The organism is Agrobacterium sp. MCAB5 (assembly GCF_052114365.1).
GTDB lineage: Bacteria > Pseudomonadota > Alphaproteobacteria > Rhizobiales > Rhizobiaceae > Agrobacterium > Agrobacterium tumefaciens.
This window is the reverse complement of the sequence record NZ_JBFREP010000308.1, coordinates 1-410: the sequence shown is the minus strand read 5'-3', so window position 1 is coordinate 410 and position 410 is coordinate 1. Positions and strand designations below refer to the sequence as shown.

The 410-nt window shown below is 59.8% G+C and carries 1 protein-coding gene; it reads left to right on the top strand.

Annotation, left to right across the window (positions count from 1 at the left end; genetic code table 11):
• Window positions 1-78: 78 nt before the first annotated feature.
• Window positions 79-410: LysR substrate-binding domain-containing protein (locus AB4Z23_RS28765; protein WP_441361348.1), on the top strand; the 332-nt coding region annotated here is incomplete at its 3' end.

Below are 410 nucleotides of genomic sequence, written 5' to 3'. Positions count from 1 at the left end.
ATTGTTAGGAGCCCGGGATATCTGGCGAGCTTCAAGAGCCTGCCGTCAGCGCCAGCTGACTTGCAGTCCCACTGATGCATGAACTACGGGTTTGCGACCTCTGGCAGAATCTTCCAATGGCTCCTTGAAAAGAACGATACCCGATCTGAGTTTCGAGGAGACGGGCCGCTTGTGCTGGACAGCGGCGAAGCAATCCGCGCGGCGGCCTTGGACGGCCTCGGGCTCGCCTTTTTGTTCGAGTCTCAGGGGGCGGGTGACCTTGCGGCGGGCACCTTGGTCAAAGTGCTGCCGGATTGGGTACGGCCCCTGCCCGGTTTTAGCCTGTTCTACCCAAGCCGCCGGCAGGTCTCGCCTGCTTTCAGAGCGTGGATAGACTACATGAAGGAGAGCAAGCCTGATCACTCTTCTCC